This is a genomic window from Actinoplanes sp. NPDC051633, from assembly GCF_040681735.1.
GTDB lineage: Bacteria > Actinomycetota > Actinomycetes > Mycobacteriales > Micromonosporaceae > Actinoplanes.
The window spans coordinates 1-3,519 of the sequence record NZ_JBFAZH010000824.1; the positions used below are offsets into that span (position 1 = coordinate 1).

The window sequence follows — 3,519 nt, forward strand, 5'->3', positions numbered from 1 at the left end:
GGACCGGGAGTCCGGTCTGCCGATGTGGACCGCGCCGATGTTCGGTCGTGGCCGTGCGGTCGGTCGCAAGTGGAGCGGTCAGCTCAACGTCACGATCGTGTCCGCGGAGCGGCCGGCCGCCGAAGACGGCGACCAGGTCCTGCCGCTGGATCTGGAGGCCCTGCCGTGGGTCTCGGAGCAGAACGGCAAGACCCGTAACGGTGTCGCGTTCAAGGCCTCCGGCCTGGACGTGGTGTCCGCCCCGGCCATCAAGGCCGCCTGAACCCCTACCCGACTGGCTCCCGTAGCCACCGACCCTCGCAGGAAGCGGGGCCGCCAGAGATTTGGCGTCCACGAGCGGCCCCGCACCTGTTCATTGATCAATCCCTAGCCCCACGAGGGGGAGGAATCGTCGTGCCTAAGTCTAGCGGCCGAAGCCTGTTCGGCACCTCTGGCAAGGGGCAGACCGTCACGGTCATCGAAGCCCCGACCCGTCACAACCAGCGACGCAAGGCCAAAGTCGCGTTCTGGGTCACCTACGCGGTCGTCGCGCTCCCCGGCGCCACGGTCGCCGCGCACTACATGCACCCGATCCTGGGCGGCCTGCTCGGCGCCCTGGTGGGTGCCGTCGTGGCGGCTGCGGTGGCTCTGGTCATCATCGCGTGGCCGGTGCTGCGGATCGTCTGGCACTGGCTGCCGGAAATCCTGCTCGCCACCTTCCTGGTCTACGGGTGGACGTGGTTGATGTTCGCCACCCCGGTGTGGCTGTCGCTGCTCATCCTCGCCGTGATAGTCGGTGCCCCGGCCGCGTATGGCCGGACCCGCCGCGCGGTGATGTCGGTGTTCTGGTGCTTCACGGTCCGGCACCGGCTGCGGATGTGCTTCGCGGCGTTCATCGCCACCAACCGGCACGGCACGCTGCCGTTCATCCTGCCCGCCCGGCCAACCCCGGCCGGTGAACGGGTCTGGGTGTGGCTGCGTCCCGGCCTGTCGATCCGCGACTTGGAACAGGACGGTCAAGTCCAGAAGTTGGCTGTTGCCTGTTGGGCCAACGAGGCCCGCATCGCTCGCGCCTCGCGGAGGTACGCCGCGCTCGTCCAGGTGGACATCGTCCGCCGCGAACCCTTGGCGGCAACCGTCGTGTCGCCGCTCCCTGATCACGTGCCCGCTGACATGCCGGCTACCGCTCCGGTTGCCCCGGCAGCTCCGGTCGATGTCAACTTGGCCGACATTCCGAGTCAGCGCTCCCAGCGCTCACCCAACGCGAACGAGTCCCGGCCGCGCCGTGCGCGCAATCCGGAACCTCCGTCCTCGGACTTCGACCCGAGTGAGTACGCCTAACCCGCACTGACACGTACGTGTCAAACCCCACCACACCCTGTGCTCCGGCGCGACCACCGACCAGTCGTCACCCGCGCCGCGCCGGGCACCTTTACCCAGTTTTCCGATCGGAGTAGAGATGAGCTCACCGTTCGCGGATCGGCCGAGCATCCCGGTCGGACCGCTGATGTCCATCTTCGACCCCGTGTTTCTCGGCATCGATGAATTCGGCCACCCGGTCTACCTGCCGCTGATCTACCGCAACATCCTCATCGGCGGTGAACCGGGCGCCGGGAAAAGCTCGTTGCTGAACACCATCGTGGGTTACGCCGCGCTGTGCCACGACTGCGACCTCGTCCTGATGGACGGCAAGGAACTCGAATTCGGCCTCTGGGAAGACAGCGCCGCCGAGTTCGTCGGCCCGGACCTGGGCCACGCCATCGACACACTCGAGCGCGTCCAGCAGATGCTCAACAACCGCAACGCCTTCCTCAAGTCCCAGCGCCGACAGAAGATCGAGCGCGGCGATACCGACGTCCGACCGCTGCTACTGGCGATCGACGAACTCGCCTACTTCGCTGCCAGCGTCGGCACGAAAATTGAGCAGGAGTACTTCTCTGCGCTGAACCGCGATATCGCCTCCCGCGGCCGCGCTGTCGGCGTCATCAACGCCGCAGCAACCCAACGGCCCAGCGCGGACATCATCCCGCCGTCGCTGCGCTTCCTGTACGGCTGGCGGTACGCCGGCCGCACGGTCGACGACGCCTCGTCCGACGTGATCCTCGGCCAGGGCTGGGCGTCGCGCGGCTATTCCGCCGCCAGCATCGACCCGAACAACCGGGGCGCGGGACTGCTGCTGGCCGAAGAAGGCATCCCCAATCGGGTCAAGGCCGCCTTCATGACCACCACGGACATCATCCGTCTGGCCGACTACACCGCCTGGATTCGGGGCGGCGCAGCCGACCGTCAGCTCACCACCGAATTGAGGCCCGCCGCATGACCACCACGATGACCGCGATGATCCCGCGGATCCGGATACACCGCTGCGGCCGCGTCGTCGCGATCCGCTGCGCCACCTGCCGGACCTGGCGTAAACCGCGCCAGTTCCTGCGGAACGCCAGCACCTGCCGCCGCTGCCCGACCGGGCGCCTCGGCCGATACCTCACCCGCTCCGCGGCTCAGCGCCGCTGACCGGAACTGGCACCACCGCACCACATCCATAGGAACAGCCGACGAACCGGAACCAGCCCTAGGAAAGCGAATCCGGTCCGCCGGCCACCACACCACCGCCCACGAAAGGACGTGGCGTCCATGCACCGTACCCAAAACCCGACCGGCACCGCCGCCGACACCGACGGACTCGCTTCTGTCACTCCGGCCGACATCTTGCGCGGAGCCTCGACCTACATCCTGCAGCACGGCTGGAACCGCGGCACCTACTACGGCGGCCGGGTAACTGACCCGTTCCCGCCCGCCTGCGTCGTCGGCGCGATCGGGATGGCCGCCTACGGCAACCGCAACCACCTCTACACCACCGACGCACCCGCCGACCAGACCCGGCTGTTCCGCCGCGCCCTGGACTACTTCTGCGACTACCTCGGCCGCGACGAACCGATGTGCCGGCTCACCGGCGACGAAACCACCGACCTCGACCTCGAACCATCACCGTTCGTCTGGAACGACGACCCCGACTATTCAGCCGCCCACGTCGTCATCGCGCTCGCCAACGCCGCGAAGGACTGGGACCGCACACACGGCGGTGCCCGATGAACGCCCGCGTCCAGGCGTATCGCCTCGGCCACCGCACGCCCGACACCACCTCATCGGTCGCCGACCTCGGCTTCGACTACTCCCGCGAACCCGACACCACCGCCCGGCCGGAGCCGGTGCCGGTGCCTGAGGGCGTCGAGCTGCATCACGTCACCGGCCGTGCTCCTCGGCGGGCCGCCGGATGAGCACCGTCACCGCGCTGCCGACCGGTAACACCGCCACGGTCCTTGACCGCGCCGCCGATTACCTGACCCGCTACGGGTGGATCAGCACCGGGCTCTACGACGCTCACGACGGCTGCACCGCCAAGTGCCGCTGCCACGGCACCGGCACCTACCCCGCGTCGATCCTCGGCGCGATCCGCTACGCCGTCTTCGGTGCCCCGCGCTGGCACCTCGACCTGGCTGACGGCCAGGCCCTGCACGACTACACCGCCGCCGTCGAGTGGCT

The 3,519-nt window shown here is 68.5% G+C and carries 6 protein-coding genes and 1 pseudogene; all 7 read left to right on the forward strand.

What is annotated here, in order from left to right; genetic code table 11:
• A partial coding sequence (locus AB0M20_RS32765; protein ID WP_364304208.1) for a hypothetical protein occupies nt 1-262 on the forward strand: 262 nt, incomplete at its 5' end.
• A 131-nt stretch (nt 263-393) separates the two neighbouring features.
• A complete protein-coding gene (locus tag AB0M20_RS32770; protein WP_364304209.1) occupies nt 394-1,320 on the forward strand; it encodes a hypothetical protein in 927 nt (308 codons plus the stop codon).
• Nucleotides 1,321-1,438: 118 nt separating this feature from the next.
• Nucleotides 1,439-2,299: an FtsK/SpoIIIE domain-containing protein gene (locus tag AB0M20_RS32775; RefSeq protein ID WP_364304210.1), complete on the forward strand. Its 861-nt coding sequence runs from the start codon at nt 1,439-1,441 to the stop codon at nt 2,297-2,299.
• Entirely contained in the window at nt 2,296-2,490 is a 195-nt protein-coding gene (locus AB0M20_RS32780; RefSeq protein ID WP_364304211.1) for a hypothetical protein, read from the forward strand. Before AB0M20_RS32775 ends, AB0M20_RS32780 begins: the two co-directional genes overlap by 4 nt.
• Before the next feature lie 120 nt (nt 2,491-2,610).
• Nucleotides 2,611-3,069: a hypothetical protein gene (locus AB0M20_RS32785; RefSeq protein WP_364304212.1), complete on the forward strand. Its 459-nt coding sequence runs from the start codon at nt 2,611-2,613 to the stop codon at nt 3,067-3,069.
• Nucleotides 3,066-3,254, forward strand: coding sequence for a hypothetical protein (locus AB0M20_RS32790; RefSeq protein ID WP_364304213.1), 189 nt, complete (start codon nt 3,066-3,068; stop codon nt 3,252-3,254). The genes AB0M20_RS32785 and AB0M20_RS32790 overlap by 4 nt, the downstream gene beginning before the upstream one ends.
• Nucleotides 3,251-3,519: pseudogene (locus AB0M20_RS32795) on the forward strand (hypothetical protein); the annotation flags it as partial. The gene AB0M20_RS32790 and the pseudogene AB0M20_RS32795, both read left to right, overlap by 4 nt.

Coding starts and splice junctions, on each gene's coding strand:
- AB0M20_RS32775 (WP_364304210.1), top strand. CDS start 1,439: ATGAGCTCACCGTTCGCGGATCGGCCGAGCATCCCGGTCGGACCGCTG.
- AB0M20_RS32780 (WP_364304211.1), top strand. CDS start 2,296: ATGACCACCACGATGACCGCGATGATCCCGCGGATCCGGATACACCGC.
- AB0M20_RS32785 (WP_364304212.1), top strand. CDS start 2,611: ATGCACCGTACCCAAAACCCGACCGGCACCGCCGCCGACACCGACGGA.
- AB0M20_RS32790 (WP_364304213.1), top strand. CDS start 3,066: ATGAACGCCCGCGTCCAGGCGTATCGCCTCGGCCACCGCACGCCCGAC.